Consider the following 26,298-nt stretch of genomic DNA (forward strand, 5'->3'; position numbering starts at 1 on the left):
CTGATTAAACTAAATATTTATTGTTTACTTATTTCATTCATTATGTAAATAAAAAAGGATAGTTAGCCCTCATAATGGACTAACTATCCTATAGATTATTATATGAATTTAATAAAATAGAGGTCTTCTTTTATATATGATTAATATATAAGCTATAGATTTATCATTTTTCAAACCGTATATGAACGAACTTCAACATCTTTATTAAATTTACAATCCGCATCATAATTCGTGTACTTCCATCCCAATCTTTATTTGTAGGTATATATTTAAAGAAAGGGGAGCAGCTTAATATTTTTATGTTAGAAGACCACTTTTCTATTGTCTTTGGATTATTTACGTAAAAATACATCATAGCGCCGTTATTACCAGATTTTTTTACAGTAGCATTCGAAAGTGTCAGTGCGAACTTTGATTCGGCATCAAAATATAACTCTCCTCCAGGAAAACGTTTTGCCATAGCGACAAATATCTCCTTCAGTTCTTCTTCTTTAAAGTAATAAAACACACCTGCTGATATAAAAAGAATACCGTCTTTTGGATCATATTTTATATCGTTGAACCAAGAAGTGTCAAAAAATGATTTGGCAATGCTTATATTTCGTGGTGTATCTTCAATTAATGTTTTGCGGAAAGCGATCGCATCAGGCAAATCAAGGTTATACCACTGTAGGGTACCGTTATCAATTCTTGAAAAAGTAGTGTCTAGTCCAGAACCGATATTTACTATAGTAGCATTCGGATGTTTTCTAATAAATTGTTTAATAGTATCGTCTATTTTTCTTGCACGGGTAATGTAAGTGATACATCCATATTCGCCAAATGTATCTGCTATTTTAGAGAAATCAAAGTCGCATTCTTTAATAATCCGAATAGCTTCCGTATCATCTAAAATATCCTTGTTTTTCTCACTACCATATGCTCGTCCCCATAGTGGAATAAGCATAGTACTTTGAACTGATTGTAAATCTATTTCTTTAACCATGAAACGTCCTCCATTTAATAATAAAAAAATATCATATATATATGATTAGTCGTTATTTAGCATTTTTGATAGCATTTTATTTGTTTTATACAGTCCGTAAGTTAAATCACGTTGATCTTCTTCACTGAGTTTTTCAAGATTACTAGTGAAATTATTATAAATTTGTTTCCATCTTTCATAATGTACTTTTTCAGCTTTATCTGTTAAGGAAATTAAAACAGCTCGTTTATCTACTGTATCTTGTTTTTTTACAATGTATCCGTTTTGCTCTAAATTACGAACGGTTACACTTAATTGTTGTTTAGGTATGTTTAAATAACTAGCAATCATTTTTAAATTTACAGCGACTTTTTGCTGGGCAATATACTCAACTATGTGTTGCTCTAAATGTGTAAATTCAGTGGATTTCTCTGATAATAATTTGAAAGTACCTGACATATTTAATAATAAATTCATGTATTCGTTTATTAATTCTTTATTAGTCATTATTTTTCGTGTCCTTTATCAATTTAGTAATTATTTTATTACTATTTTTACTTAAAATCAAATAATAACATTGATATTAGTAATTGTTTATTTACTAATATCAATGTTATTTAAATCGTGAGAGATGCAGTAGAGGAAAAGTTAAAGTTTTTTATGAGCGGTGAGTAGAAAGATTATAAAATATTACTTTATACATAAAAAACTAATGAAGCCAATGTCTTTTTCAGTCATTATACTATTAATAATTTTATGGTAAAATCTTTTACATAATGAAATAAAGGGGTAGTATTCTATGGGTTATTTCTCAAATAGTTTATTAGTTTTGTTTGTTCTTATCGTATGTAGCTGTATGATTTTTGGTTGATAATATAATGATGGATTGATATAAAAGAAGGTATCTCACAAAGATGAGATATCTTCTTTTTCGTATAATTGTAATTTAGATTCAGTATTTGGTGATGGTTGAAATGTATATATTTTATACTCACCATTAGTTGATATATTAAACAAATATTAAACAAATATTAAATAGAGAAATATATATGGTACCAATCTTATTAAGCTTATGTTTTTAAAGAGAAGGAGTTTCATTTTTTTTTATTGAAGTATTGTTCTAGTCAGTTTAACGACGGTCAAAAATTTTATGGAATAAAAACAAAAAGGATGATAAGGAGTATTTACATGAAAACTATTTTAAATTACACGATTGAACCCCCTAAAGATTTCAATGAATTATTAACTATGTATGAATCTTTAGGATGGAATTCTCTTGAATTATCGGTTAATGAGTTAGAGCAAATGTGTAAACAAAGTTGGTATGTGATATATGCTTTTAAAGAGCAACAATTAATTGGGATGGGACGAGTAATATCAGATGGTGTAATAACGGGCATTATTTGCGGTGTATGTGTAATGCCAGAGTATCAGTCCATGGGCGTTGGAAAGGAAATAGTGGAACGATTAATCCGGCACTGTGAACAAAAACGAGTTATTCCACAACTTATGTGTGTTGAAGATTTAAAATCTTACTATGAATCAATTGGATTTGAGGGATTTTCGATTGGTATGACGAAACATATTAAACGATAGCGGGGCTTTGTAATTTAGAATTACTTGTTTATCAGGCCAATTTTTAGATTTCAAAAATTTCGTTATAAAGGAGAATAATGTTATGGAGATTGCTAAAGGGGTAGAGATGTTACATCTTGAATTTCAAGAGTATATTATTCACCCAATTCTTTTATGGGATGATGAAATGGCAGTTTTAATAGATACTGGATTTCCTGGACAAATTGAAGATATACGAATAGAGATGGGGAAGGTTGGAGTATCGTTTGATAAACTAAAAGCCGTGATTTTGACGCATCAAGATATAGATCATATAGGTAGTCTTCCTGAACTATTACAAAACTGTGGAAGTAATATAAAAGTCTATGCTCACGATCTAGATAAGCCGTATATCGAGGGGGAGTTACCTTTGTTGAAGGATGCACAAGTACAGAATCCTCCGAAAGGAAAAGTGGATGATACTTTGGTTGACGGCCAAGAACTTCCATATTGCGGTGGTATTCTTATTATTCATACCCCAGGGCACACTCCTGGTCATATTAGTTTATATTTGAGACAAAGTAAAACTCTTATCGCTGGGGATTCAATGTATAGCGTAAACGGAATTTTAGGTGGAATTCATGCCCCAACTACTTTGGATATAAAAGAAGCGCAAAATTCTTTGAAGAAGTATTTAAATCTAGAAATTGATTCTGTAGTTTGTTACCATGGTGGATTAAGTAAGGGGAATATAAATGCACAAATTCAAGAGCTATAGATAAGAATTTTTTGTTAATCAGTGCTAAAGTATAATTTAATTGCTAGTATATAAATAAAACCCTTAAATTAATAAAGAGCATGTTTGAAGGAATTTCAAATGTGCTCTTTATTAAATATAATCAATTTAATTTTGATGACTTAATCCATTCCAATAAAACGAAACGATTTCTTTTGCTAATTCATCTATATTTGCAAGAGTAGGATTGTGATTCTCATCTTTAAAATTCCCGATTGATAATAAAGCGACGAAAGCATGGGCAGCAAATTTAGGATTTCCTTTAGGAATTTCTCCAAGGAGAATTGCGTTATCTAGCGCTTTTTCCAACACTTCATACATGTTATCCTCGGCATTTTTTAATTCCTTTAATTGCTCTTCAGATAAAGAAAGTTTTGCATCTTTCATAAAATTATTCATATCAATATCCATCGTTGCGTGTAAGTATACTGTAGCAAAGTTCAATAATCTTTCTTCCAAAGTTTTATTCGTAGAGAGTATTTGATCCATATTTTCTCTTATGCGCACCATCATTTGAATCATAGTAGCGGTAAATAGATCAGCTTTTGTTGAGTAGTAATAGTAGACAGTTGCTTTTGTAACTCCACATTCTTTCGCGACCTCATCCATTGAAACAACTTGATAACTTTGAGTGAGAAATAACCTAGTTGCAACTTCTAAAATGATTTCTTTTGTAGACTTTGTATTTTTATTTTGACGAGGCCTTCCGAGAGGACGTTGTTTTTGATCCAAATACATTCGCTCCTGACATTTATTATTGAGATAATTATAACATAATTTTTTAATCATTCTTGATTAATTAACCGACCAGTATATATAATTAATATTGGAGGAAAAAAGGAAGGTGGGGTTTTATGAAAAAGCACCCGTTACATATGTTAGGGAGGCTTGTAGCAGGGAAGAATACGCAATGGATAACTTTATCGGTATGGATTCTTATTACATTAGTACTTTCATTTACGTTACCACAAGTAAACAGTACGAAAGAACCGAATCCGAAAAATTTACCTGAAACAGCTATGTCACAGCAAGCTGAAGCACTTATGAAAAAAGAATTTCCTAATAATGCAGGAAACCCGTTGTTAGTTGTATGGCATCGGGATGGTGGATTAGAGTCAAAAGACTACAAATTAATACAGGACGTTTATAAAGAGTTAAAAACGGACCCTTTAAAAGAACAATCATTGTTACCACCATTTGATACAATTCCAGAGCAAGTATTATCAAAAAGTGGATCAAAAGATGGTACATCATTTGTCACACCAATATTTTTTAATAAATCTGCTGGAACGGATATATTAAAAGGTAATTTAGAAGAGTTACGAAAAATAGTGAATAGTAAAGTGGATGAAGATCCGTTCAAACAAAAAATTACCGACTCTGGTTTACATGTTCGATTATCTGGACCTGTAGGTATTCAAACGGATGCGGTAAGTTTATTTAGTCAAGCTGATGTGAAATTATTAGTTGCTACTGTACTACTAGTATTGGTTTTATTAATTTTACTGTACCGTTCACCAATTTTAGCAATTTTACCTTTACTCGTTGTTGGTTTTGCATACGGAATTATCAGTCCGACACTGGGCTTTTTAGCAGACAATGGATGGATTAAAGTAGATGCACAGGCTATATCGATTATGACTGTCTTACTGTTTGGAGCAGGAACGGACTATTGTTTATTTCTTATTTCAAGATATAAAGAGTACTTGCTAGAAGAAGAAAGTAAGTATAAAGCATTGCAACTTGCGATAAAAGCATCAGGTGGAGCAATTATAATGAGTGCACTTACTGTAGTATTAGGGTTAGGAACGTTATTACTTGCTCATTATGGAGCTTTTCATCGATTCGCAGTTCCATTTAGTGTGGCTGTTTTCATTATGGGAATCGCTGCTTTAACGATTCTTCCAGCATTATTATTAATTTTCGGTAGAGTTGCATTTTTCCCGTTCATACCGAGAACAGCTGAAATGAATGAAGAGTTTGCAAGAAAGAAAAAGAAAAAGAAAGTAGTAAAAGTAAAAAATACTAAAGGGTTCTTTAGTCAAAAACTTGGGGATATTGTTGTACGTAAACCGTGGACAATTATTATGCTAACCGTATTTTTATTAGGAGGCTTGGCTTCATTTGTACCGCGTATTCAATACACGTACGACTTATTAGAATCATTCCCGAAAGATATGCCATCACGCGAAGGATTTACATTAATTACGGATCATTTTTCAGCTGGAGAATTAGCGCCAGTAAAGATTGTAGTTGATTCAAAGGGAAAAGATTTACCTATTAAACAAGAAATAGAGAAATTATCTTTTGTTAATAAAGTGAAAGAGCCAATGAAGGGAAAAGAAAATAATCAATTGCAAATGTATGAAGTTTCTTTAGTGGAAAACCCATACTCAATTGAAGCATTAGATCAAATCCCTAAATTGAAAAATAGTGTAGAAAAGGTATTAAAAGATGAAGGAATTAGTCAAGCTGAGAATCATTTATGGATTGGCGGAGAAACAGCTTCCTTATATGATACAAAGCAAATTACTGAACGGGATGAAGCGGTTATTATTCCGGTTATGATTAGTATCATCGCTTTACTTTTACTCGTGTATTTACGTTCAATCGTTGCGATGATTTACTTAATTGTAACTGTCGTTTTATCTTTCTTCTCTGCATTAGGAGCAGGCTGGATTTTACTGCATTTCGGTATGGGAGCTCCCGCGATACAAGGTGCGATACCGTTATATGCATTCGTATTTTTAGTTGCCTTAGGGGAAGATTATAATATCTTTATGGTTTCAGAAATATGGAAGAATAAAAAGAAACAAAATCATTTAGAATCAGTTAAAAATGGTGTTATACAAACAGGTAGTGTAATTACATCCGCAGGTTTAATTTTAGCAGGAACATTTGCAGTATTAGGTACATTGCCAATTCAAGTTTTAGTTCAATTCGGTATTGTGACAGCAATCGGTGTATTGCTAGATACATTTATTGTAAGACCACTGCTTGTACCTGCGATTACAGTCGTTTTAGGCCGCTTTGCTTTTTGGCCAGGGAAACTTTCTAAAAAGAGAGAAAAAGTAAAAAAATTGGATATATAATAGAGAAGAGCCAAGGATATTTTCCTTGGCTCTTTTCTATGTAGTTCATTAATTTTTTGAAGTCAAATCATCAGTTACAACGTGATCAGCATCTTCAATGGTTGTTTCGGGCATTCCATATAAGCCGTTCATTGCTTGTTCTTCGATATTAAGATTTGCAGTATTATTATTTTGAATAGATGTAGTGTTTTCGATAACATTTTCTTTTTTATTTACATTTTTGTCATTCATGTTTGAATCCTCCAAACGTCATTTGATTTATTAATAGTATGTGGATGGATTTCCAGAAATATGTGAACGAATTTCTGCAGATGTTATATAGTTAAATAAAAAGCTTAGTATTAAATTTAAACTGTAAGGAGTGAACAAGTGTGGTGAAAACAAGAAAGTTAGCCTTCTAAAATAAAAATAAAATTTTAGGAGGCTATTAAAATGAAGTTTCATGTAATTGACAGAGAAAATTGGAATAGAGAGCAGTATTTTGAACATTATTTAAAATTAAAGTGTTCGTTTAGTATGACAGCGAATGTTGATATTACGATGATGCTAGAGGAAATACATCAAAAGGAAATTAAATTTTATCCGACTTCTATTTATGTAATTTCTAGAGTGATAAATAAACATACAGAATTTCGAACATGTTTTAATGATGAAGGAGTTTTAGGGTATTGGGAGGAAATGATACCTAGTTATACAATCTTTCATAAAGATGATAAATCTTTTTCAAGTATATGGACGGATTATTCTAGCGATTTCCACATTTTCTATAAAAACTATGAAGAGGATATGAGATGTTATGCTAATGTTCATGGTTTCTTCCCGAAAGAAAATATTCCGCCAAATATTTTTCCGATTTCTGGTATACCTTGGACTAGTTTTACAGGATTTAATTTAAATATTAATAATGATGGTGATTCTTTATTACCAATTATTACTTGTGGGAAATATTTCAATGATGGAAGCAGGGTTATGCTACCTGTTTCATTGCAAGTACATCATGCGGTTTGTGATGGATATCATGCGAGTCGATTTATAGAGGATTTACAGGAGCTAGCTAATACTTGTAACGAGTGGCTTAAGTAATATCTAATTATTAATTATATAAAATTGAAAATGAATAAGCGTTAAAATAAAAAGAAGAGAACATATGTATATTACATGTTCTCTTCTTTTTATTCATTCATATTAAGTAACAGTGGAAAATATAGGTTGATTTGTAGTTTAATAGTAAAGAAAGTGATTAGTTTTAAATTTCTTTATTTTATAATTATTTAAGGGTTCAAATGTTTTAATAGGGGGAAAGTAAAGTGAAATTCATACGTATTGAAAAAGATGAAATCCTAATTAATAATATGGCAAAATTGTATTGTAAAGCATTTGAGAAAACAAATTTTACTGAAATGATTGAGAGAATGAAAAGACATATAGAATATGCAGATTTTAAAGGTATAGTAGCAATAAATGATGAAAATGAGGTAGTTGGTTTTACTTATGGTTATCGCTCATTAGAAGGGCAGTACTATAATCAATTAATGAGAGAAGCGTTAAATCTAGAACAAGCAGACGAATGGTTACAAGATTGTTTTGAATTTGTAGAGTTAGCAGTTCACCCACAATATCGAAATGAAGGTCTTGGAATGAAATTACATAATGAATTATTAGAAGGGATTTCAAATAGAACGAGTATTTTAACAACACAAATAAACAATGAAAAAGCGCGTTCTTTATATAAAAGATTGGATTGGGTGGATGTATTAGAGCCATTTCACCCAAGTAAAAGTGATGCCCCATATGTAATAATGGGAAAAATATTAAAGACAAAAGTAAATTAATAACTATATCGTTCACAAAAGTTATCGGTTTATAACAATGAAGGGGAAAACAAAAATGACAATAATATCTATAGAAAAAGCTACAATTTTAGATGCTGAAAAGTTAACAGAAATAATGAAAAGAACATTTGATGAAGAAGCAAAGCGATGGTTATACGGCCAAGGTGATGTAATTGATTATAACATTCAACCGCCAGGATATTCTTCAGTTGAAATGATGAAATATTCAATTGAAGAATTGGATACTTACAAAGTGATAATGGATGAAAAAGTAATCGGGGGAATTATAGTTACGATCTCTGGTAAATCGTACGGAAGAATCGATCGTATTTTTGTAGAGCCTTTTCTTCAAGGAAAAGGAATTGGATCGCGGGTTATTAAGTTAATAGAAGAAAAATTTCCGAACATAAGGATTTGGGATCTTGAAACATCTAGTAGACAAATTAATAATCATCATTTTTATAAAAAAATGGGCTATGAAATAATTTTTAAATCTGAAGATGAGTATTGCTATGTAAAAAGAAAAAATGTAGATGCAGTTGGAGAGAACCTAATTAAAAATAAAGATATGAAAAATGGTCAATACGAAAACTGTAATTTGGTTAATACAGAATATTATCAAGTAAATTTAAAAAATAGTGCATTTGTTGGTAGTAATATAATGCATATGAATATGAGTAATTGTAATATAAGTCAATCAACCTTTAGAAATATTAATTTTAGAAATTCCTCATATGCAGATTTGAATATTTCTGGCAGTAAATTTAATTTTGTGACTTTAGGTGGAGTTCAATTTAGAGATACAAGCCTTGGAGAGGATAAAGATCCTATTTCATTTGATAGATGTGATTTGGAAAGTACTACAATACGTAGTAGTAATCTGAAAAATATTGAAATAGAAAATTGTGATATTACCGGTATGAAAATAAATGGTATTTCAGTAGAAGAACTGCTTGAGTTGTATAATAGGGTGAAAAATTAAATAAAAAATCACTTAGCATATTCTAAGTGATTTTTTCATTTTGAACGAGAGGGAATATAAGAGATGATGTTCAAAAAGCGAATATTATATCGAAATAATTATATGAAAATAACACAAAGAAATAAGGGTTGGCAGGATTTTAATATGGGATATTAGAATATGAATATTTGAATGGAGGGGAGAAAGATGGAGATTAACGTTAGAGCAGTAGAAATACAAGATGCTAGAGCAATTCATCGTATATGCATACAAGATGATGTTTTACCTTATATGGTTTTCTTACCTAGTATGCGTGTAGATGCAATGGAGAATAGAATTCGAAATTTAGCACAGAATCAATTTGAATTTGTAGCAGAATGTGATGGAGAAGTTGTTGGATTTGTCGGTTTAACCCAAAGTCCAGGGCGAAGATCTCACTCGGGTGATTTATTCATCGGAGTAGATAGTGAGTATCACAATAAAGGAATTGGAAAAGCACTTCTTACAAAAATGCTTGATTTAGCTGATAATTGGCTAATGTTAGAACGAGTGGAACTTGGTGTATTAGAAACGAATCCTAGAGCCAAAGTATTATATGAAAAATTTGGATTTATCGAAGAGGGTGTAAAGGTTGGGAATTTGAAGGCTCATGGGAATTTTGTTAACGAAATCATGATGAGTCGTTTTAGACCAAATGGTTTGATTGTACATAATAAATAGGGGTGTAAATTGAACAGAAATATCGATTTGTTTTGAAAAAAGTATGGCAAAAGGACGCCATGCTTTTTTCAGTTTATTAAAAATAAAGAACAATTTTTATTTAAAGGATGTTTTAAAGGATGAAGCATTAGGAATCATCTCAATCCGGAAAGCATATGACTTAATAGAATCTATTTCTATGTGCAAGGGGAATGCATATGTGGAAATTTCAAAAACCTTGAAAAAACGATTGCATAAGTATATTTAAATTTTATTTATTTTCATACATAGTATAATTGAGCATTCCAGGAACAAGGAGTGATTGTAATGTCGACAGACCAACCTATTCCTGGACATTTTATTATGGACCCACAGTGAGCTATGCTGTTGCCACCGGAATTGAAAGCAGCTCCATCTGAATCATTAACAGAACAATTATTTATTGAACGGTCTATAACTGAAAATAGATTTTGGTTACGTATTATGAAAGAGCATGCTTTGTTTCTTGGTGAGGGGTTTAATCGTAACGATAAAAATTTAATTCAGTAAGTAGAACAGTTTTATAATCAGTTTGATAGGCAGCTGCAAAAAGCATTTACTATTCCACAAACTGTTCAAGCGGTAAGGCAATTAAATGAAGAGAGTATTCAGTTAGTGTATGCTTTTCGTAATTATAAAAGAAACTTACTAATTTTAATCATCAATTGTAAAGTGAAAGGGTTTAATTTTCCACTTTTAGTGGATCATGTTGCACGAGAAGCGGAATATTTTATGCGGACACTTCAAAAGTTTAATGAAGGCAAGATGGATCCTATTCAAGATGCGATTATTAGCGAGAATGTTTTCTGGTTACGAATTATGATGGAACACTCACGTTTTATTGGATCATTACTGGATCAATCGGAAAGAAATCTTTTTCATACAGCGTTGAAATTCGGTGATGATTTCGAAATTTTGCTTAACCAAGCTAGAGATGTTGAATCGATGTTATATCAAAAAGAACCGACATACCCGATTATAGGAAAAATGAATAAAGATAGTGAAAATGCCACTGTTGAGTTAAGGGATTTCAAAAAAGCAGGATTAGAGTTAATTCAAACATGTCAAATCCGAAATGTCATAAATCCATTGCTTGCTGATCATGTTACAAGAGAGGCAGAGCATTTCCTCTTCATGATTCATGTATTGGAGCAAAGGCTAAAGCAAAAGCAGGTGGAACAATCTCCGCAATAATAAATAAACAAGGAAAGCATGGCAAACTAATGTCATGCTTTTCTTGTTTATCCCGCTATTTGTCGGCAGTAAAACTCCCATCTCAAAATTTGGCTGGATCAAAGAAGTTATGAGGGAGAAAAACTGTCCGTAAACGCCCTATTGGTGAAGGCTAATAATCAGCGGGGGATGAACAAAACCCCCACTGATTAAAGTTTCACTTTATAAATTGTGATTTGATTGTTTCGGTTTTAATAAAAATAATGCTAATCCAATGAAAATAAGTAGAATTCCTAGTCCTTGCTGTAAAGAAATTGTTTCATCTAAAATGAAATAGGCTAAAATACAAGTTCCAATTGTCTCTCCTAAAATACTCATCGAGATAACAGTAGCGCTCATCCATTTTAATAACCAATTAAAAATTGTTTGTCCTAAAATCGTTGCAATGAATGCAAGACCTATAAAGGACCACCATGTTTGTGCAGTGTAATTGAAGAAAGATGATTGCTGTGTGTAAGCAAATATACCGAGAAAGAGTGAACTACTGCCATAACTAATTACCGAGTACGGTATTAGGGATAGGTCTTTACGAACATATTGACTAATGAAAAAGTAAGCTGTTATGACGCCAGCAGCAATAAAAGCTAAAATATCGCCGTATAAAGCCTCGCCACTAATTTGAAAATCTTGCCACCCAATCACGATACTTCCTGAAATTGCAATAAGGCAGCCTATAATCGCACCTTTCGTAAACCGTTCCTTAAATAAAAAATAACCACCGACCATTGAAAATAAAGGTTGCAACGTTACGATAACTGTAGAACTTGCTATGGAAGTATACTGTAATGATTTAAACCATAGTACATAATGAGCTGCTAGAAATAATCCAGATAAGAGTCCAAATCCCCATTGCTTTTTTGATAATGAGCGAAGTTCGCTTCGATTGTTTGTATTAAATATTAGAAACGGTAAAAGAATTACCGTAGCAAACAATAATCGATAAAAAGCAGTGATTGCTGCAGGGGCATCGGCTATTTTTACGAAGATAGCTGAAGTAGATAAGGCGAACACGCCGAAAAATAAGATGAAATATGAAAGAATAGGTGATTTCAAAGTTTGTCCCTCCGATTGGTTGTTTATTATAATGAACTGTATATAATATAATGTACAAAAGTTAGTATATAAGCCTAAGATGAAATAAGGAAGGATTAATTGCCACTGTTTAGTATGTCAGCACAAAAGGGACAAAAGATGTATTATGATGGACGAAAGGAAGTTGTAACAATGATTCATTATCGGCTAGGTCAAACTGTTTTAAGTTATCGTAAGAAAAATAATATGACAATTCGTGAATTTGCTGATTATGCAGGAATCAGTACTTCACTTATTAGTCAAATTGAAAGAGGACATGCCAATCCTTCTTTAAATGTATTGGAATTAATAGCGAAAGCATTAAATGTACCGCTGTTTACTCTTTTTATTAATGATATCGATACAGACTCACTTATTTCTAAGAAGAAAGATCGGAAAAAAGTATATCGAGAAAATAATGATCATATTGTTTATGATGTGTTAACACCAGATTTTATGAAAGCTCGCATTGAAATGTTAATGATGGATTTAAACGGATATGCAAATACAACAGAAAGTCACTATTCCCACGAAGATAAGGAAGAAATTGCAGTTGTAATGAAAGGGGAAGTGTATGTGGAATTGGAAGGGAATGAATATTTTTTAGAAGAAGGAGATGTTGTGCGTATTCCACCGAACGTGAAACATAGATTTTTGAATAAGAGTGATGAAATGAATCACATCTTATTTGTATTAACACCTTCGTTAAGCTAAGGAAGTAGCTTAAGGATACATACTAAGTGGTAACATAATAGAAAGTATCAATTACATAAAGATTCGCGTGTATAATAAAACAACTATCTATAAATACATACACATTTGATTTTCACTTTGTATGTTTAAGAAGATGAGAGATTTGACAAAAAAATAAGATAGTTCCATGACTATCAAACCAAATAATTCAGATAAACAAAGAGTGGAAATTTTTAAGGCTTTGGCAGGAGTAAAACGAGAAATTGTTCGTTATGTATTTCATAATCAAAACAATCACAATTGTGGAAGATTGAGACTGCATTAGGGATGAATAAGTATCATCTCAAAATATTATTAGAAGCAAATTTAATTCTTGTTGAGCGACAGGGGCAATTTTAATTTATAACTGTAAAGGAGGAAACTTTTCAAGAGTTTTCACCTGGCTTTTTGCCGACTTTGTAGATGCTAAAAAACCATTTTTATTAGGGTTTAGAGGGGATAAGAGAGATGGGAAATATAAGTGTATTAAAAGATGGGCTTTCAATTATATCTCAATGTAAAAAAGAAACAAATGATATTTGGCATGCACATTTCGGAGCAGCTGCCATTGCTAGTTATTTTTTTACGAAAAACAATAACATTGATGAAAAAACTGCCTGTAACATTTATTCTCAAGCGAAAATGATGCTCCATAAGCAAAGGTTAGGCGAAACAATTGATAATAAACAAGGTGTCGATTATCAAAGTGCTGAAGAAACGATAATTAAATCTTTTGAACAAACGATTGATGAACTCCATTGGGTTGGTCATAATGTAATTTACGCTTCTTTAAGTTTACTAGCTATTAAGGAGTTAAGTCATTGGGGGAGTGAGCAAGATATTAATAATATAGCAAACCTTATATTATCGTTTCAAAAAACAATTCCCGGTAGATCTTGGATTGGTTTTACAACTAAAGAAGTAAAGCAACTAATTATAAATAATGAGGAGATTCAAAGCGAAATTAAAAACCCAAAGCAATTATCTGAATTTATTTTAAATGAATTATCTGAATTTAATGTTATATATAAGGCAGAATCACATCAAGATTTAATTGGTCATATGCTTACCTTCTCACATGCGATTAATATATTATATGACTTAGGGCATATAGAATTATTTCAACGAGGAATAAAACCACTATTAAAGCTAGTTTATGTACTTAGAAAAAGTCGCAATTTAATGCCGAATGCCCAAATAATATTGAATTCTCCTGTAGATCGTTTACCTCTTACAAAAGTAAAACAAGTTGATACACTTCCGCTAGATAATGCATTCTGGCTTAAAGACTACAGCGAATTTAATTGGGATTTTGGGCACATATTTAAATTTTCATATAGTTATTTTGATCACTTAACAAGGGTTCCAGAATATAAAGATAAAACATTTGAGAAATTCTGTTGTATTATTAATGAGTAAAAGTGTCTAACTTTAAATTAATAGTAAATGGTACACATTCATAAACTAACATATTTATAAAAAATGGTAGAAAATTATAATGACCTGTAATAATAGGCTTAGTTTAAGTCTCTTTTTTTGTTAGTAGTATATTGTTTTTTCAAATATGTAAGATTTTACATTAGCATGAGACTTTTACTTATTATGTAAGTAGGCTATACTAAAATACATATATTTTGAAATTGGAGCGAATAAAGACGATATGGAATTAGTGAAGTTAGAAAAAATAATTGAATTGAAAAAAGAAGAATTATTGAATCTAGTCTCAAATTATGGACTTCAACATGAAAAAGTAATAGCACTCAGCCAAGAAATTGACAAATTAATAAACTGGTTTATGTTTTTAAAATAGAAAGAACTATGACGTGAGTTGAATATGTTATAGTTCTTTTTTATTCATATATATTGTCTAATTTCTTACAGAATGCGCAAGCTGCTAGTCGACTATGATAATTTTTGGTTATAATAATAAAGGAATTATTAATTGTATCGGTTAGGGGCGCAGCAAATATGAAAACAGTCGTTGTCATCGGTGGAGGTATTACTGGACTTTCTACTATGTTTTATTTAGAAAAATTAAAGAAGGATTATAATATAGATTTAAATTTAATCCTTATTGAGAAAGAAGAGTATTTAGGTGGTAAAATCCACAGTGTGGAAGAAAATGATTTTATTATGGAATCTGGAGCAGATTCTATTGTAGCTCGTAATGAACATGTTTTGCCGCTTGTAAAAGATTTAAATTTAGAAAATGAAATGGTATATAACGAAACAGGTATTTCTTACATATACTCTGATAACATATTACATCCAATTCCTGCTGACACTATATTTGGGATTCCTATGAGTGTTGAATCATTATTTAGCAGTACGCTAGTCTCAAAAAAAGGGAAAATCGTTGCTTTAAAAGATTTTATTACGAAAAATAAGGAGTTTACAAAGGATACATCACTTGCTGTATTTTTAGAAAGCTTTTTAGGGAAAGAATTAGTGGAAAGACAAATTGCACCTGTGCTTTCAGGTGTATATTCTGGTAAATTGAAGGAGCTTACAATGGCATCTACGTTACCATATTTACTTGAGTATAAAAATAAATATGGAAGTATTATTAAAGGTTTTGAAGAGAATAAAAAACAATTTCAGTCAGCAGGAAATAAAAAGTTTGTATCATTTAAAAGTGGACTATCTACGATTATTAATCGCTTAGAAGAAGTGCTGACGGAGACTGTCATTAATAAAGGTGCTGTAACAACAGTGATAAGTAAAAAAGGGGATCGGTATGAGGTTTCTTTTGCAAATCATGAGACAATACAAGCTGATTATGTCGTTTTAGCAGCTCCACATGATATCGCACAAACGTTATTACAGTCTAATGAGTTAAATGAGCATTTTAATAAATTTAAAAATTCATCGCTTATAAGTATTTACTTAGGTTTTGACATACTAGATGAACAACTACCGGCTGACGGCACAGGTTTTATCGTAACGGAAAACAGTGATTTACATTGTGATGCTTGCACATGGACAAGCAGGAAGTGGAAACATACATCTGGTAAACAAAAGCTATTAGTAAGAATGTTTTATAAGAGCACTAATCCAGTATATGAAACGATCAAAAGTTATAGTGAAGAAGAATTAGTACGAGTTGCTTTATATGATATTGAAAAGAGCCTCGGAATTAAAGGTGAACCGGAAGTAATTGAAGTTACAAATTGGAAAGATTTAATGCCGAAATATCATTTAGAACATAATCAAGCTGTTCAATCATTACAAGAAAAATTGGCCGTGCTTTATCCTAATGTATACTTAGCTGGTGCTTCATATTACGGTGTAGGAATTGGTGCTTGTATTGGAAACGGAAAGAATACTGCCAATGAAATAATTACGACATTGAATGAACAGTCAAAATAATAATATTGAATACATATGTAAATAAAATGTCCCTCCAACATAATGGAGGGACATTTTATTTGTGATTATTTAACATTAATTACAATCTTTTTATGATTGGCTTTATTCTCTTTAATAGTTAATGTTATTTTTCCAGATTCTTCAAAGGAATACGGTGAGAGCCGATAAAGTTCTTTAATACTATGTTTTTCTTTTAAATTATTTGTAGGAATTAATGTTATATTAGGCTTCCATGTTTCCTGTTTGCCTGAAGGGTAGTCTACTATTATTTCTGGATTATTTAATTGTATTGTTTCCCAAGAGACAAAATACAGTTCAACTTCTGCATCTTTTTTTAGTAATTCTTCTGAGAAATAACCAAACTCACCAACATTACCAAAAACAGTGAAATTTTGATTTTGCAATTTAATATCTAAATATCTAGGTTGATATGTTGCTGCGTGATACATTCCGTATGAAAGAGAGAGTGTGGCAGCGATTAATATACCAACTGAAAATGTCTTAAAGCTATTTCCTTTAAAACTTGTCATCATAAATGAGTTTGGTGTGAATTTTTTTGCGAATAAAAAAATGAGTAAAATGAGCAAGAGGGATAAGCCAATGAAAATATACATAAAGTTTAAGCACCTCCGTAAGAAATATTTACTGTTTTTCTATATTTTAACATGAGAGGGTGTAAATTAGGGGTGGTTTTTAGAGGGGAATTAATAAATACAACGAAGTTATATATTATTAATAGGATAAACATCGCTAGAAATATTTGATTTGTGGGACATTAAGGACTTTCCTAATTATAAATACTTTTTCTGCTATAATAAATGAGTAGAGAGAAAGGAGTGATCCTATGGTATTTCCTATGTTAGAAACAGAACGCTTGCGCTTAGTTGAAATAGAACAATCTTATTGTCAAAAAATATATGAAATATTCTCATTAGATGAGGTAACGTGTTATTACGGTATGAATTCTTTTACTGAGTTTGGACAAGCTTCACGTATGATTGAATCTTTTTCAAAAAATTACTTTGAGAAAAAGGCAATGCGTTGGGGGATTGTATTAAAAGACACAAATAATTTAGTAGGAACAATTGGATTAAATAATTTACAACTTTGGAGTAAACGCTCAGAGATTGGATATGATTTGCATCCTCGTTATTGGGGGAATGGTTATGCTTCTGAAGCTGCTCGAGAAATTATTACTTATGGATTTCGAGATTTAGGCTTATTTAGAATTGGAGCTATTACATATCCTGAAAATATAACTTCGTGTAATATGTTATCTAAATTAGGTTTTCAACAAGAAGGGCTGTTACGTGGATACATTCATCAAGGAAATAAACAACACGATGCATTAATGTATTCTATTGTACGAACAGATGTAGAGGATATTCATTATTAATAAAAAAGCCCCTCTTATTTAAAATAAGAGGGGCTTGTAAAAATCAACCTATTTTAGGTAATAAACGTTCTCCGCTTTTCATACTACTTTTACATAAAGGGCATTTAGGCTCTTCTTCAAATGAAAAGTTCTTTCTCATCCATCCTAAACAATCCTCTGATTCACATTCCCAAACAGGGGTTTGTTCTGGTGGTACTTCTGCTACATCGTTCTTTCGATTGCGATACATGTAACCACTCCTTTTATGTAAAAATTTTTAGTTATATATTAAAAAGGTTGTTAACCGAGCTGGTAACAACCTTTTTATTGATTGAATTATAGCTTTACAACGTTTTTAGCTTGAGGTCCACGGTTACCGTCTTCAACTTCGAAGCTAACTTCTTGACCTTCGTCAAGAGATTTGAAGCCGTCGCCAGTGATAGCTGAGAAGTGAACGAATACGTCGCTACCGTCTGCAACTTCGATGAAACCGAAACCTTTTTCGCTGTTAAACCATTTTACTTTACCTGTTAATGTCATGGTAATGCCTCCTAAAATTTAAAAAGATTACAATATGATCGGCCTTATTCGATTGAAAATAAAAGTTCACATATTATCAAAAATCCATAAGGAGTACAAAATATTCCTGATTGATACTTGATAATATGCAAAGAAAGTATAGTGCTAAATTGACCTTAATTACTATCTTACAACAAATGGTGGGAAATAGCAAGTGCTGGTAATACCAGTGAATGAATTGGGTGATACTGGTAAAAGGCACGAAGACATCTCTTTTATTTATATATTATTCCTAATCTGAATTTATTCCAAACAGAAATCATTTATTTTAAAAAATATGTTTAAGGGAAACGATATATTTTAAGAATACAGATGATTACAATAATAAGGAGGATAGAATATTGCTAAATAAACAATTTAAAATAATTGAAGCAGCAAAAGAAGGAAGAAGAAAAGTTCATCCTATTTTCGCTGTTATACTTGCAATTGTATTTTTAACTTTAGGTGAATTTTTCATGTTGTTTATGCTTTTTTTACCGAAAGCAGATACATCATTTGTAAAGGCAATTTATAGTAATATTGAGATGATATTAACGTTTGGTGGGGCTATATTTTTTATTTTTTTATGGATTAGGTTTGTAGAGAAAAGGTCATTTTCATCCATTGGTTTTTGGAAAGTGCAATGGATGAGACAGTATTTGAGAGGTGCGTTAATAGGATTTGTCTTCATTTCAATACCAGTAATTGTACTTGTATTAACAGGTATTGTAAAACTACAAATGCAACAAATTACGGCAACCGCCATATTTGGTATTGTAGGATCTTTAATTGCTTTTTTAATACAAGGTGCAACGGAAGAAATTATTGTACGAGGCTGGTTGTTTCCAGTTATTTCTGTTAGAAGTCGTATATGGGTTGGGATTATAGTGACGTCCTTTTTATTTGGTTTTCTTCATTTACTTAATCCAGGTATTACAATTCTTTCAATATCGAATATAATATTAGTTGGTGTATTTGCAGCTTTTTACGTATTAAAGGACAGTAGTCTTTGGGGGATTTGTGCATGGCATTCCATTTGGAATTGGGCACAATATAATGTCTATGGTTTTGCAGTTAGTGGCATGACGATATATTCAACACCACTATTTAAACCTGTAACAAATGGGTCAGAAGTGCTTCATGGAGGCTCATTTGGTATTGAAGGTAGTATCATTACAACAATAATGCTTTCTATCGCTTCAATCGTTTTATGGAAACAGTTATGGGGGCGAAAAGTGAAACAACGAGATATTAGCTAATGAAAGAGGGAGAAAATATGGGGATTGTAGCGTTTGAGGGAGCGAGCGCTGTTGGTAAAAGTACAACATGTCGTGAATTAGAAAAAAATTACGGTGCATTTATTATACCTGAAGTTAATCTATTATTTGAAAGACCAAAAAATGAACATAGAACATGGTATTTTGAAAAACAAGTAGAGCGCTGGAAAATAGCAATACAGAAGTCTCAGCAATATGAATTAGTAATACTCGATGGGGATATATATCAGCCACTTAGTTATAATTGGTGTTTTCGTTTTGATATATTTAATCAGCCGTTATCTTTAATAGAAAACTTTTATAAAGAAAAGATGATAAATAGAGAAATTGGTTTTCCAGATCAATATTTTTATTTATATACAAGTGATGAAGAGCTTAGAAAACGGAAAGAGTTTGATGGGACGAAAAAAAGAAGAAACTTTGAAAAACATTTACATATATCTAAAGCATTTCAGCGTTATTATGAAAATCTCAATACCGTCACAGACGGGTACTGTAAATTGATTGAAGCAAAAAGTATAAAGTCGAATGAATTAGAAATTGTGAAAAGTTTAAACAGCTTAAAAGTATGTGAAGAAAGACGTTTTGATGTTTCGAGGTTAGATGCTATTACGGAGTGGTTAAAAGAAAATCGTGCATAAAGTAAAAACAACGAGTGTTTTAGAAGGCGCTCGTTGTTTTTTTGTTTCCATATAAATATAAAGGGAAATTTTGTAGAATATCTTTATTTTTTAACAGAATAATCTTTCAATTTCACGAAAAAAGAAATACAATATAAGGAAATATATATAAATAATATGATAGGGGATGGGATGAACTATTTTGAATGAAGGAACTGTTTTATATAAGAAATAATGAGGTAGTAAGAACAGAGATATTTGGGAGGAAACAAACAAGATGAAAACATTATTTAAAATCATAGGAATTATAGCTGGTATGGCGGTAATCGGGGTAGGTGTAACGTATGGTATGCTGTATTATCTGAATAATAGTAAACCAGCTGCGAAAAAGGCATCACCAGCCGCTCCGGCAGTAGAAGTGCTAGCTGATAGTAATGTAAAAGCCGAAGATGCAAAGATATTAGAAAATGGAAATTATTCATTGCCGAATAGTGGTTTTAATAAAAACTTCAAATGGACAGATGAGAACATACAGACAGCATTACATGAAATGGCACATCAAAAAGCGAAAGCTGATCAAAAATGGGGCTATATTTTTATTACACAAGAACGTATTGAAAGTTTACTTGAAATTATAAATAGTAATGATGTTGCACAAAAAAGTACATATGTGGATATTTTAGAACGATGGAAACAAGGAAAATATGAAAAGGTTGATGTGGACCACAACAAGATTTGGAAATTACAAAGTGGGAATTTAGGAGAAGGGAAAGGAGTAATGTCAGAAAAGGAGCAAAAAGAATTAATTAATCAAGTTTTTATACAAAAAGGTACATATTCAGGTAGTAAATTAATTGCAGGTGAGGTACAAGCTAATAAATAATATACATATTGATTTTGAAACACCTGTATTGTTATGAACACAAATGTTTTAACAAAAATGAGTAATTGCTTTTTAGAGCAGTTACTCATTTTTGTAATTACTCGCTTACTTTTCTATTCTATTCTCTCTAATAATGTAAGAAACGATTGCAAAACTGGGGATATCCATCTAGATTTATGATAGATTACGTGGCTTTGAATGACGGCTGGAGTTTCGATGGGCTGAAAACAGAGTTGTTCTTTTTGATTACTTTCTTGTACAACGATGTAAGGGAGAATAGAAATTCCTAACTCACACATAACGGATTGTTTAATGACTTCAACATTGGAAGTCTCAAATGTTTTATTAGGATTTCTTCCGCTTTGACGTAAAAAACGATCTACCATTGGTCTATAGCCACAGCTTTGTTCTGTAAATATAAATTGAGTATCTTGTAATAAAAGGAGTGGATCAGTGTTTGAAGGGAAATGAGCAGGGAAAATCCATCCAAATGTTTCATTACATAAATTGCACGTAATAAAATCATTATGCTCTATACTTTCTCCAATTATGAAGATAACATCGGTTTCTCCTTCATGTAATTTTTTCAATGCTTGCTCATTGGTATTTGTCTCAAGTACGATATTTACTTTCGGATTTTCCTGTTTGTAAGTACGTAATAATTGTGGTAACCGATACACTGCCAATGATTCATTAGATGTAATAGCCAATGTTCCTTCTAAATGGTCACTGTTTTGAGGGATTTCTTGCGCTTTATCATAAATAGTAAGTAATTCTAATGCATACGGATGAAATTGATGACCTGCTTTTGTAAGAAGTATTTTTTTTCCTAATCGATCGAATAGGGGAATGTTTAAATCGTTCTCTAATGCTTTAATATGGGCTGTCACAGTAGATTGCGCATAACCTAATGCATGAGCAGCTTTAGAAAAGCTACCATATTTAACAATGGCACAAAATGTTTTAACATGTCTCATTTCCATAAATGATACCTCTTTTATTATCATGATTTGTGAATGATTATATCATGTATTTCAATTTTTCAAATCATTAAATTTCTTTTAAAATTAAGTTGTGGAGAAATTCATTCAATTGAAATTGGAGGAGAAAAAATGAGTGAAAAGAGCTATCATGTAGCTGTAGTTGGAGCTACAGGCGCAGTAGGGCAAAAAATCATTGCATTGTTAGAGAGAGTAACGAAATTTAATATAGAAGAAATTACATTACTCTCGTCAAAACGATCTGCTGGTAAGATAGTACAATTTAAAGGACGAGAGATTAAAATACAAGAGGCAAAATCAACTAGTTTTGAAGGTGTAGACATTGCCTTTTTTAGCGCTGGGGGAGAAGTTTCTAGACAATATGTAAATCATGCAGTTTCTAGTGGTGCAATCGTAATTGACAACACAAGTGAATACCGAATGGCACACGATGTACCACTCGTCGTTCCAGAAGTAAATGCACATACTTTAAGGGAACATAAAAGGATCATTGCAGTTCCGAATTGCTCAGCACTACAGATGGTAACAGCTCTTCAGCCAATTCGAAAATCATTTGGTTTAGAACGAATTATTGTTTCAACGTATCAAGCCGTATCAGGCTCAGGAATTCATGCGATTCATGAATTAAAAGAACAAGCTAAGTCAATGCTTACAGGTGAAGAAGTGAAGAGCACTATATTACCAGTGAAAAAAGATAAAAAACATTATCCAATTGCATTTAATGTATTGCCGCAAGTGGATATATTTACAGACAATGATTTCACATTCGAAGAAGTAAAGATGATTCAGGAGACGAAGAAAATTTTAGAAGATCCAAATCTGAAAATGGCAGCTACTTGCGTCAGAGTTCCAGTTGTATCGGGGCATTCTGAATCAGTTTATATTGAACTTGAAAAAGAAGCGACCGTTGCAGAAATTAAAGAAGTACTACTGAATGCACCAGGTGTTATTTTACAAGATAATCCTAGTGAACAAATTTATCCAACGCCATTATATGCAGAGGGTAAAAGAGATACATTTGTAGGTAGAATGCGTAAAGATCCTGATACATCAAAAGGATTCCATCTTTGGATCGTTTCTGATAATTTATTAAAAGGTGCTGCTTGGAACTCAGTTCAAATCGCAGAGACATTGGTGGAAAATGGGATTATTTAGTATGGATTTATATAAATATTGAAAATAGAAGGATATTTGGGAAACCGTTAATTATAATGGTTTCCTGTTTTTTACTTAATGAGTATTTTCCTCTTACTTCAATTAAAATTTAATTTAAGTTAGTTTTTATAGTGTTTTTATAAATATCAACTTTATCTGCAGAGAATTTTAAAAATCTAGGCTCTCCGTTAATTGTGAGATTAATATTAAGTGATAAAGGCATTTCAACCTTTTTCACTACATCTTCTATAGCAATATACTCATCTTCTTTTTCGTTATAAAAACAATGGAACTAATTAATACCTCATTATTTTCAATATCAATACTACACATCATAGGGAATTTCTCATCATTATGTATTATTAATTCGCCAAGTACTATTGAACCGTTTAATTCTTCTGTAAAATTTATTGTTTCCACTGGTTTTACCCACGTTTCATCGCACTCTTCATTTTCCGCTTCATCTATTGCCCATTCCCATATTGGGTTTTGTTTCAGGTCCTCAATAGTTAATTCATCAATTGGTTTGCTATTACACATTAATATATACTCCTTTTGCCATGAAAATGGATGAGTAAAAAATTTATTCATTAATTGTAAAATGTGGCTATTTGCAATCCTATAAATACAAGTTTGCTCGTTTCAATAAATAGTTGATCGCAAATAAGAAGTTTCGATGTAGAGTATTATCCATTTGATATTATTAAATCTAGTTTTGTAATGTTGAACTTATTTTTACAACCTATTAAAAGTCTATTCTTACGGTAATCTTAACAAGGTTTTAACTAGACAGTAAATAATGCCTTTTGAAAAGGAAAACCGTGGTTGTGATGGGGGAAATAGCAAAAAACATCGCTGATTTGCCATTCATAAAAATAGACTTTTCTTAGCAGAAATCACTAATTATAAATACTTATAAAATTAGCTCTGATATAGCAGATATTGAAGCGAAGAAAAATAAAGATGGGAGTGCATATTGGAAATACGAAGATGACCAAACAAAATTATGGAATATACGACTATAGAACTAGAAAATGATGACATAAATCTAAATATTATTGTTTAAATTCATATTTTATAATGTCCATTTATCCCGCATTAACTGCCCGTAAACCCCCTCTGATTAAAGTTTCACTTTATAAAAATGAGCCCATAGTAAAAATAACCTAAAAATAGGCATATGAACAAGGTGCATCATCTAGTGATAGGTCATATTTTGTTGGTGTACGTATTGAACTTAGTTTATCCCGCTATTTGTGGGCAGTAAAACTCCCACCTCAAAATTCAACTGGAGCAAAGAAGTTAGGTGGGAGCCCTGCTGCCCGTAAACGCCCGATTGGTGCGGGCTAATAATCAGTGGGGGATGAACAAAACCCCTACTGATTAAAGTTTCACTTTATAGCGCTATTTCTACTTAGATTTAACGAACAGAAATATAGGAAAGTATCGATGGGGTTTTAGTTTATAAACGGAGGTCATGAAGATGAATAATTTTCAACAAGAACTACAAGCGTTAAGCCTTAATGATTATCAGCCTGGAAATATTGTGTATTGGGACCAGCAAAACCAATATCCATATTACTATATTACAGATGATGCTCGTCGCTGTGGCGGCTGTGGCGGTGGTCGTTGTGGTGGTTGTGGTCGTTGTGGCGGTGGTCGTTGTGGTGGATTCCGTTGTTTTGGTTGCTTCGGTTGCTTTAGTTGTTTTGGTTGTGGTGGTTGCTCTAATTGCTCTAATTGCTCTAATTGTTTTGATGGTTTTAATGGTACTACTGTAACATTTGAATATTGATAAGAGACAAAAAGGAATCCATTTTGAAAAAAGATTGATCGAAACGGATTCCTACTTTGTGAAGCATTATATAATTTTTATAAAAATGTGCTAACAAGTTTGCAAACGGACTTGCTAACACCTATACGAAATAGACATAAAATATCGCTGATGTGTAGCTTAATAATACGATAATAATTTAGCACTTATAATGAATAATAGGTTATTAGAAAAGAAACCATAAAATGTAATGTTTTATATCATTATAAAAAGAGATTATTCTAATAGGTCGTTGTGTAACCGCTGCATAGGATAATCTCTTTTTATGCTTATTTTTGTAAAGAATGTACTGTTATTTTGAGTTGCTCAATAAATTTCCGGGTAGCAGCGCACATATATTTATCTCTTCTATAAATAAGTCCTATATCTATTGTTGGAGTGGGGTTTTCAATTTTAATAGCTTGTATGTGCTCATTTTGCAAAAAGTCTATATACGGTTTTGGTAACACGGTAATCCCCATACCTTGTGCGACCATTTGAATTAAAGATTCCATTGTACTAATTTCTAAAATTGGCTTTGGTTTAAAGTTAAAGTTTTGGCAATGAGATGTAATTAGTTCTGTTAAATAGAAATTTTTAGGTAGAAGAATTAAAGGATAGTCCTGTAATTCTTCAATAGATACATACTTACGTTCAGTTAAAGAATGGCTGGTTGGCACAACTAATGTAAGTTCACTTTTATATAGTGGGATAGAAACAATCTCTTTATCTTGCACCGGGAGAAATGTAATACCAATATCTAATTCATTTTGTAATAATTTTTCACGAATTTCTCCTGTACGAAGCCCCAACACAGAGAGTTCGATATTTGGATATTGCTTATTGAAATCTAATATAGCTGGTGGTAGTAAATAATTTACTACGGTTAACAAAGATCCTATTGTTAAGGAACCATGATGTAATCCATTTAAATCTTGAATGGCAGAACGAGCTTGTTCGACTTCGTGAAAGATTGTTTTACTGTGCGATAATAAAACTCTTCCTGCTTCAGTTAAAGATATTTTTTTACCAATTCGATCGAAAAGTGGCATGCCTACTTCATGTTCTAATGCACGTATTTGTTGGCTTAGTGAAGGTTGTGAAATATTTAATTTCTCGGCTGCTTTTGTGAAATGTAATTCTTTCGAAACAGCTAAAAAGTATTCTAATTGTCGTAATTCGATTGAAATCACCTCAAGTTTAATCATAGGATATACCTATCATTATTATATAAATAATTGAATTGAACAATGGTTTTGCGGGATATATAATCA

The 26,298-nt window shown here is 31.6% G+C and carries 28 protein-coding genes and 1 pseudogene; 18 read left to right on the forward strand and 11 right to left on the reverse strand.

Going from position 1 to position 26,298, the window contains the following annotated elements; genetic code table 11:
• Window positions 1–163: 163 nt before the first annotated feature.
• Together MKX37_RS11475 and MKX37_RS11480 are read right to left on the reverse strand one after the other, a co-directional pair.
• Window positions 164–985 carry a class I SAM-dependent methyltransferase gene (locus MKX37_RS11475; protein ID WP_002127323.1) on the reverse strand — a complete coding sequence of 274 codons (822 nt, stop codon included), beginning with the start codon at window positions 983–985 and terminating at the stop codon, window positions 164–166.
• 45 nt (window positions 986–1,030) lie between these two features.
• Window positions 1,031–1,471, reverse strand: coding sequence for a MarR family winged helix-turn-helix transcriptional regulator (locus MKX37_RS11480; protein WP_002127325.1), 441 nt, complete (start codon window positions 1,469–1,471; stop codon window positions 1,031–1,033).
• Between the two features lie 681 nt (window positions 1,472–2,152).
• Here MKX37_RS11480 and MKX37_RS11485 point away from each other — a divergent pair.
• Together MKX37_RS11485 and MKX37_RS11490 are read left to right on the forward strand one after the other, a co-directional pair.
• Complete coding sequence (locus tag MKX37_RS11485) at window positions 2,153–2,560, forward strand: GNAT family N-acetyltransferase (RefSeq protein ID WP_002127326.1); 408 nt, start codon at window positions 2,153–2,155, stop codon at window positions 2,558–2,560.
• Window positions 2,561–2,642: 82 nt separating this feature from the next.
• Complete coding sequence (locus tag MKX37_RS11490; RefSeq protein ID WP_002012823.1) at window positions 2,643–3,296, forward strand: MBL fold metallo-hydrolase; 654 nt, start codon at window positions 2,643–2,645, stop codon at window positions 3,294–3,296.
• A 126-nt stretch (window positions 3,297–3,422) separates the two neighbouring features.
• Here the strand turns inward: MKX37_RS11490 and MKX37_RS11495 are convergent, their stop codons facing one another.
• Window positions 3,423–4,046, reverse strand: a complete 624-nt coding sequence (locus tag MKX37_RS11495) for a TetR/AcrR family transcriptional regulator (RefSeq protein ID WP_002127328.1) — start codon at window positions 4,044–4,046, stop codon at window positions 3,423–3,425.
• Between the two features lie 122 nt (window positions 4,047–4,168).
• On the opposite strand from MKX37_RS11495, the gene MKX37_RS11500 reads away from it, so the two are divergent.
• On the forward strand, window positions 4,169–6,406 hold the full coding sequence (locus MKX37_RS11500) for an MMPL family transporter (protein ID WP_078422560.1): 2,238 nt from the start codon (window positions 4,169–4,171) through the stop codon (window positions 6,404–6,406).
• 48 nt (window positions 6,407–6,454) lie between these two features.
• Here the strand turns inward: MKX37_RS11500 and MKX37_RS11505 are convergent, their stop codons facing one another.
• Complete coding sequence (locus tag MKX37_RS11505) at window positions 6,455–6,637, reverse strand: DUF4021 domain-containing protein (RefSeq protein ID WP_002012828.1); 183 nt, start codon at window positions 6,635–6,637, stop codon at window positions 6,455–6,457.
• Between the two features lie 201 nt (window positions 6,638–6,838).
• On the opposite strand from MKX37_RS11505, the gene catA reads away from it, so the two are divergent.
• The 5 genes and pseudogenes from catA to MKX37_RS11530 all read left to right on the forward strand — a co-directional run bounded on the left by catA (window position 6,839) and on the right by MKX37_RS11530 (window position 11,131).
• Window positions 6,839–7,489 carry a type A chloramphenicol O-acetyltransferase gene (catA, locus tag MKX37_RS11510; RefSeq protein ID WP_002127330.1) on the forward strand — a complete coding sequence of 217 codons (651 nt, stop codon included), beginning with the start codon at window positions 6,839–6,841 and terminating at the stop codon, window positions 7,487–7,489.
• A gap of 224 nt (window positions 7,490–7,713) precedes the next feature.
• Window positions 7,714–8,238, forward strand: coding sequence for a GNAT family N-acetyltransferase (locus MKX37_RS11515; RefSeq protein WP_002141727.1), 525 nt, complete (start codon window positions 7,714–7,716; stop codon window positions 8,236–8,238).
• A 37-nt stretch (window positions 8,239–8,275) separates the two neighbouring features.
• Window positions 8,276–9,220, forward strand: a complete 945-nt coding sequence (locus MKX37_RS11520; protein ID WP_003189157.1) for a GNAT family N-acetyltransferase — start codon at window positions 8,276–8,278, stop codon at window positions 9,218–9,220.
• A gap of 186 nt (window positions 9,221–9,406) precedes the next feature.
• Window positions 9,407–9,919 (forward strand): GNAT family N-acetyltransferase, encoded by a 513-nt coding sequence (locus tag MKX37_RS11525; protein ID WP_016126908.1) that lies wholly within the window; start codon window positions 9,407–9,409, stop codon window positions 9,917–9,919.
• A gap of 360 nt (window positions 9,920–10,279) precedes the next feature.
• Window positions 10,280–11,131 (forward strand): annotated as a pseudogene (locus MKX37_RS11530) (DUF2935 domain-containing protein).
• Window positions 11,132–11,332: 201 nt separating this feature from the next.
• Here MKX37_RS11530 and MKX37_RS11535 read toward each other — a convergent pair.
• Entirely contained in the window at window positions 11,333–12,223 is an 891-nt protein-coding gene (locus tag MKX37_RS11535) for a DMT family transporter (protein WP_078422517.1), read from the reverse strand.
• A gap of 114 nt (window positions 12,224–12,337) precedes the next feature.
• On the opposite strand from MKX37_RS11535, the gene MKX37_RS11540 reads away from it, so the two are divergent.
• The 4 genes from MKX37_RS11540 to MKX37_RS11555 all read left to right on the forward strand — a co-directional run bounded on the left by MKX37_RS11540 (window position 12,338) and on the right by MKX37_RS11555 (window position 16,342).
• Complete coding sequence (locus MKX37_RS11540; protein WP_002031957.1) at window positions 12,338–12,955, forward strand: helix-turn-helix domain-containing protein; 618 nt, start codon at window positions 12,338–12,340, stop codon at window positions 12,953–12,955.
• Window positions 12,956–13,441: 486 nt separating this feature from the next.
• Window positions 13,442–14,392, forward strand: coding sequence for a hypothetical protein (locus tag MKX37_RS11545; protein ID WP_078422516.1), 951 nt, complete (start codon window positions 13,442–13,444; stop codon window positions 14,390–14,392).
• Window positions 14,393–14,633: 241 nt separating this feature from the next.
• Window positions 14,634–14,783: an aspartyl-phosphate phosphatase Spo0E family protein gene (locus MKX37_RS11550; protein ID WP_002012842.1), complete on the forward strand. Its 150-nt coding sequence runs from the start codon at window positions 14,634–14,636 to the stop codon at window positions 14,781–14,783.
• Between the two features lie 158 nt (window positions 14,784–14,941).
• A complete protein-coding gene (locus MKX37_RS11555) occupies window positions 14,942–16,342 on the forward strand; it encodes a protoporphyrinogen oxidase (protein ID WP_002168406.1) in 1,401 nt (466 codons plus the stop codon).
• Between the two features lie 65 nt (window positions 16,343–16,407).
• Here MKX37_RS11555 and MKX37_RS11560 read toward each other — a convergent pair whose 3' ends face one another.
• Window positions 16,408–16,956: a hypothetical protein gene (locus MKX37_RS11560; protein WP_063226654.1), complete on the reverse strand. Its 549-nt coding sequence runs from the start codon at window positions 16,954–16,956 to the stop codon at window positions 16,408–16,410.
• A 230-nt stretch (window positions 16,957–17,186) separates the two neighbouring features.
• Here MKX37_RS11560 and MKX37_RS11565 point away from each other — a divergent pair, with 230 nt between their 5' ends.
• A complete protein-coding gene (locus MKX37_RS11565) occupies window positions 17,187–17,738 on the forward strand; it encodes a GNAT family N-acetyltransferase (RefSeq protein WP_002031946.1) in 552 nt (183 codons plus the stop codon).
• Between the two features lie 43 nt (window positions 17,739–17,781).
• On the opposite strand, the gene MKX37_RS11570 is transcribed toward MKX37_RS11565, so the two are convergent.
• Window positions 17,782–17,967 carry a cold-shock protein gene (locus MKX37_RS11570; RefSeq protein ID WP_000286202.1) on the reverse strand — a complete coding sequence of 62 codons (186 nt, stop codon included), beginning with the start codon at window positions 17,965–17,967 and terminating at the stop codon, window positions 17,782–17,784.
• Window positions 17,968–18,053: 86 nt separating this feature from the next.
• The gene (cspD, locus tag MKX37_RS11575; RefSeq protein ID WP_002012849.1) at window positions 18,054–18,257 is read right to left on the reverse strand and encodes a cold-shock protein CspD; all 204 of its coding nucleotides are present in this window, start codon (window positions 18,255–18,257) and stop codon (window positions 18,054–18,056) included.
• 380 nt (window positions 18,258–18,637) lie between these two features.
• On the opposite strand from cspD, the gene MKX37_RS11580 reads away from it, so the two are divergent.
• From MKX37_RS11580 to MKX37_RS11590, 3 genes are all read left to right on the forward strand, one after another.
• The gene (locus MKX37_RS11580; protein WP_002127344.1) at window positions 18,638–19,534 is read left to right on the forward strand and encodes a CPBP family intramembrane glutamic endopeptidase; all 897 of its coding nucleotides are present in this window, start codon (window positions 18,638–18,640) and stop codon (window positions 19,532–19,534) included.
• Window positions 19,534–20,193, forward strand: coding sequence for an AAA family ATPase (locus tag MKX37_RS11585; RefSeq protein ID WP_003189178.1), 660 nt, complete (start codon window positions 19,534–19,536; stop codon window positions 20,191–20,193). Before MKX37_RS11580 ends, MKX37_RS11585 begins: the two co-directional genes overlap by 1 nt.
• Window positions 20,194–20,449: 256 nt before the next feature.
• Window positions 20,450–21,055 (forward strand): PRK06770 family protein, encoded by a 606-nt coding sequence (locus MKX37_RS11590; protein WP_002127350.1) that lies wholly within the window; start codon window positions 20,450–20,452, stop codon window positions 21,053–21,055.
• A 113-nt stretch (window positions 21,056–21,168) separates the two neighbouring features.
• Here MKX37_RS11590 and MKX37_RS11595 read toward each other — a convergent pair whose 3' ends face one another.
• Window positions 21,169–22,038, reverse strand: a complete 870-nt coding sequence (locus MKX37_RS11595) for a LysR family transcriptional regulator (RefSeq protein ID WP_078422515.1) — start codon at window positions 22,036–22,038, stop codon at window positions 21,169–21,171.
• 129 nt (window positions 22,039–22,167) lie between these two features.
• Between MKX37_RS11595 and MKX37_RS11600 the strand changes: the two genes are divergently transcribed.
• Window positions 22,168–23,211 (forward strand): aspartate-semialdehyde dehydrogenase, encoded by a 1,044-nt coding sequence (locus MKX37_RS11600; RefSeq protein ID WP_078422514.1) that lies wholly within the window; start codon window positions 22,168–22,170, stop codon window positions 23,209–23,211.
• A 246-nt stretch (window positions 23,212–23,457) separates the two neighbouring features.
• Here the strand turns inward: MKX37_RS11600 and MKX37_RS11605 are convergent, their stop codons facing one another.
• Window positions 23,458–23,751 carry a hypothetical protein gene (locus MKX37_RS11605; RefSeq protein ID WP_002168401.1) on the reverse strand — a complete coding sequence of 98 codons (294 nt, stop codon included), beginning with the start codon at window positions 23,749–23,751 and terminating at the stop codon, window positions 23,458–23,460.
• 943 nt (window positions 23,752–24,694) lie between these two features.
• On the opposite strand from MKX37_RS11605, the gene MKX37_RS11610 reads away from it, so the two are divergent.
• Window positions 24,695–25,006, forward strand: a complete 312-nt coding sequence (locus MKX37_RS11610; protein ID WP_063226656.1) for a heterocycloanthracin/sonorensin family bacteriocin — start codon at window positions 24,695–24,697, stop codon at window positions 25,004–25,006.
• A gap of 308 nt (window positions 25,007–25,314) precedes the next feature.
• Here MKX37_RS11610 and MKX37_RS11615 read toward each other — a convergent pair whose 3' ends face one another.
• Window positions 25,315–26,217: a LysR family transcriptional regulator gene (locus tag MKX37_RS11615; protein WP_085963395.1), complete on the reverse strand. Its 903-nt coding sequence runs from the start codon at window positions 26,215–26,217 to the stop codon at window positions 25,315–25,317.
• Between the last annotated feature and the right edge of the window lie 81 nt (window positions 26,218–26,298).

Source organism: Bacillus sp. FSL R5-0709, from assembly GCF_038004785.1.
Lineage (GTDB): Bacteria > Bacillota > Bacilli > Bacillales > Bacillaceae_G > Bacillus_A > Bacillus_A mycoides.

What these genes read in the sequence shown, in the direction of transcription:
- MKX37_RS11475 (WP_002127323.1), bottom strand. Translation starts at nt 985, where the DNA reads ATGGTTAAAGAAATAGATTTACAATCAGTTCAAAGTACTATGCTTATT.
- MKX37_RS11480 (WP_002127325.1), bottom strand. Translation starts at nt 1,471, where the DNA reads ATGACTAATAAAGAATTAATAAACGAATACATGAATTTATTATTAAAT.
- MKX37_RS11485 (WP_002127326.1), top strand. Translation starts at nt 2,153, where the DNA reads ATGAAAACTATTTTAAATTACACGATTGAACCCCCTAAAGATTTCAAT.
- MKX37_RS11490 (WP_002012823.1), top strand. Translation starts at nt 2,643, where the DNA reads ATGGAGATTGCTAAAGGGGTAGAGATGTTACATCTTGAATTTCAAGAG.
- MKX37_RS11500 (WP_078422560.1), top strand. Translation starts at nt 4,169, where the DNA reads ATGAAAAAGCACCCGTTACATATGTTAGGGAGGCTTGTAGCAGGGAAG.
- MKX37_RS11505 (WP_002012828.1), bottom strand. Translation starts at nt 6,637, where the DNA reads ATGAATGACAAAAATGTAAATAAAAAAGAAAATGTTATCGAAAACACT.
- catA (WP_002127330.1), top strand. Translation starts at nt 6,839, where the DNA reads ATGAAGTTTCATGTAATTGACAGAGAAAATTGGAATAGAGAGCAGTAT.
- MKX37_RS11520 (WP_003189157.1), top strand. Translation starts at nt 8,276, where the DNA reads ATGAAGGGGAAAACAAAAATGACAATAATATCTATAGAAAAAGCTACA.
- MKX37_RS11525 (WP_016126908.1), top strand. Translation starts at nt 9,407, where the DNA reads ATGGAGATTAACGTTAGAGCAGTAGAAATACAAGATGCTAGAGCAATT.
- MKX37_RS11540 (WP_002031957.1), top strand. Translation starts at nt 12,338, where the DNA reads ATGTCAGCACAAAAGGGACAAAAGATGTATTATGATGGACGAAAGGAA.
- MKX37_RS11545 (WP_078422516.1), top strand. Translation starts at nt 13,442, where the DNA reads ATGGGAAATATAAGTGTATTAAAAGATGGGCTTTCAATTATATCTCAA.
- MKX37_RS11550 (WP_002012842.1), top strand. Translation starts at nt 14,634, where the DNA reads ATGGAATTAGTGAAGTTAGAAAAAATAATTGAATTGAAAAAAGAAGAA.
- MKX37_RS11555 (WP_002168406.1), top strand. Translation starts at nt 14,942, where the DNA reads ATGAAAACAGTCGTTGTCATCGGTGGAGGTATTACTGGACTTTCTACT.
- MKX37_RS11560 (WP_063226654.1), bottom strand. Translation starts at nt 16,956, where the DNA reads ATGTATATTTTCATTGGCTTATCCCTCTTGCTCATTTTACTCATTTTT.
- MKX37_RS11565 (WP_002031946.1), top strand. Translation starts at nt 17,187, where the DNA reads ATGGTATTTCCTATGTTAGAAACAGAACGCTTGCGCTTAGTTGAAATA.
- MKX37_RS11570 (WP_000286202.1), bottom strand. Translation starts at nt 17,967, where the DNA reads ATGTATCGCAATCGAAAGAACGATGTAGCAGAAGTACCACCAGAACAA.
- cspD (WP_002012849.1), bottom strand. Translation starts at nt 18,257, where the DNA reads ATGACATTAACAGGTAAAGTAAAATGGTTTAACAGCGAAAAAGGTTTC.
- MKX37_RS11585 (WP_003189178.1), top strand. Translation starts at nt 19,534, where the DNA reads ATGAAAGAGGGAGAAAATATGGGGATTGTAGCGTTTGAGGGAGCGAGC.
- MKX37_RS11590 (WP_002127350.1), top strand. Translation starts at nt 20,450, where the DNA reads ATGAAAACATTATTTAAAATCATAGGAATTATAGCTGGTATGGCGGTA.
- MKX37_RS11595 (WP_078422515.1), bottom strand. Translation starts at nt 22,038, where the DNA reads ATGGAAATGAGACATGTTAAAACATTTTGTGCCATTGTTAAATATGGT.
- MKX37_RS11600 (WP_078422514.1), top strand. Translation starts at nt 22,168, where the DNA reads ATGAGTGAAAAGAGCTATCATGTAGCTGTAGTTGGAGCTACAGGCGCA.
- MKX37_RS11605 (WP_002168401.1), bottom strand. Translation starts at nt 23,751, where the DNA reads ATGTGTAATAGCAAACCAATTGATGAATTAACTATTGAGGACCTGAAA.
- MKX37_RS11610 (WP_063226656.1), top strand. Translation starts at nt 24,695, where the DNA reads ATGAATAATTTTCAACAAGAACTACAAGCGTTAAGCCTTAATGATTAT.